Annotated in this window: 2 protein-coding genes and 2 pseudogenes; all 4 read right to left on the bottom strand. The window is 37.7% G+C overall.

Annotated elements, in window-relative coordinates; all coding sequences use genetic code 11:
* A pseudogene (locus tag ACFINU_RS09695) lies at positions 1 to 452 on the bottom strand (DUF3987 domain-containing protein); the annotation flags it as partial.
* A 180-nt stretch (positions 453 to 632) separates the two neighbouring features.
* Positions 633 to 905 (bottom strand): type II toxin-antitoxin system RelE/ParE family toxin, encoded by a 273-nt coding sequence (locus tag ACFINU_RS09690; RefSeq protein ID WP_208438787.1) that lies wholly within the window; start codon positions 903 to 905, stop codon positions 633 to 635.
* Entirely contained in the window at positions 902 to 1,192 is a 291-nt protein-coding gene (locus tag ACFINU_RS09685) for a CopG family ribbon-helix-helix protein (protein WP_375612607.1), read from the bottom strand. The genes ACFINU_RS09690 and ACFINU_RS09685 overlap by 4 nt, the downstream gene beginning before the upstream one ends.
* A 105-nt stretch (positions 1,193 to 1,297) precedes the next feature.
* Positions 1,298 to 1,834 (bottom strand): annotated as a pseudogene (locus ACFINU_RS09680) (virulence-associated protein E); the annotation flags it as partial.

Below are 1,834 nucleotides of genomic sequence, written 5' to 3'. Positions count from 1 at the left end.
TTTTCTGGAGACCCTAAGCGTTTATCACGAAAAGAACGAAACACCCTTTGATAATTTTCCCATGCCTCTTGATTGGGCGGTCTATCAATTAATTGCCATTCTTTATTGTCATCGGGCCAGACAATCATTTGAAAGCGTTGCAATAAACCATCATCGTTTATTCCACGGTTTATTACCTGAATGAGGGGAATAAGGCGTGAAGGTTGAATGCCTCCAATCATGGATAAGGTGACATGGGGGATAAAAATGGTTCCACGCTCTATACGGTCATAGGTAAATTGATCATCGCCATTAAAAGCTGTGAGATAAAAGGCGCGGTCTGATTGATATTCCTTTCTTTCTAGATTGGCTAAAAAGCCAGCCAATTCATCACGCACCATTAAGAGACCACGGGGGGGGTCTTTTAAGAGTTCCCCAAGCTTTTCAACGGTCACATCATTGACGATAAAACGTCATTTACCAAGAGTATCATCATTATTTTTACGAGTAGAAACTAAGCGGTGTGCAAAGTAATTATGCAATCATATTCGCAATATTATAAAAATAGTAATCTATCATTACTTACTGATACGGAGCGCAGTATTGTAGAAAATAATTTGCTTCAATTAGCAAATAAATAAAAATACAGTTGATTAAGGAAATTTTTGCTTTGTATGAAGCACACGTAAAATACGCACAACGCCATTTGAAATATCATAAATCATGATATAATTTGGATGTACAATAAGTTCACGTGTATTTACAATTCGTCCTAAACGACCAAGAGTAGGAAATTTAACAAGTTTTTCTACTTTTTCAGATAAAAGTTGATCAAACTTTAAGGCAGCAGAAGGATTATCTTGTGATATGTATTCACGGATCTTTTTGCGGTCAACGTGTGCTACTTGTGTCCAAATTAGCTTCATAAAGTTGATCTATCGAGTTTACTTTGTGTTTTTAGGCGCCATTCCTTTGCTTCTGCTTCGATTTCTTCAGAAGATATTATATCACCTGCATTAGCAGAGTTTATCCCTAATTGAACTTGTTCCCGAAACCATAAATCGTATGCACTTTTTTCTTTTTGTTCTTTTACGATATCGCGCATATAATCGCGCAATAATTGTGCACCAGATCTATCACACGCCTTTGCTGCTTTGGAAAATTCATTTTTTAATACATCATCGACGCGAAAAGTAAATGTTGTCTCAGCCATTTTACGACCACTTAATGTGTTACAAAGTAGTTCTAATGTAATGTATTTTTACTGTTTCTTCAATAGCTACTGTTAAAATAGATATTTTATATCTATTTTGCATTTTCATAGGGTTGAAAGGGACGCCCATAAATTCACGGGCTCTGTTAACAACCCAGACAGCAGAGCCAGACCGGTTTCAATGCCCTCACAAATGACCAGATGTTTTGGATTGTCTTGTCTTAAATGCACAGTACCACCCGTTACAGATCCCAACATGGCTTTTGCTGGTGATTGATCTGTTTTGCAGCCATTGTCTTTTAAAAAGGTTCTATGAATGGCAAAAGAGCCAGCCCCCTTAACAAGAGCCACTAACGCGGGCAGTGTACCCCCAGAGGGGTGTGGACATTTGCTATGAAAACGTAAATCAGCAGGCAAATCACATGTAATATGCCGCATGCGTAAATAGGTTTCTGCTAAAGTCTTTTTGATTGGTTGGCTTTGTTGCCAAATTACTTTTGCTTTCTCTGCTTTCCTTTTTGCTTGTTTGAGATCAGCACAAAACTGTTTTGAGAAAGAAAGCGTATGATCATAAGCTTGTTTTCCAAGCAATCCAATTCTAATAAGCGCTTGTATGATCTCTCTAAAAGAGCAGCCAGCATA

Origin of the sequence: Bartonella sp. AC130YNZD, assembly GCF_042196865.1 — a bacterium.
Taxonomy (GTDB): domain Bacteria; phylum Pseudomonadota; class Alphaproteobacteria; order Rhizobiales; family Rhizobiaceae; genus Bartonella.
Note: the sequence above shows the minus strand (reverse complement) of the source record. Positions and strands in the feature narration are given on the sequence as shown.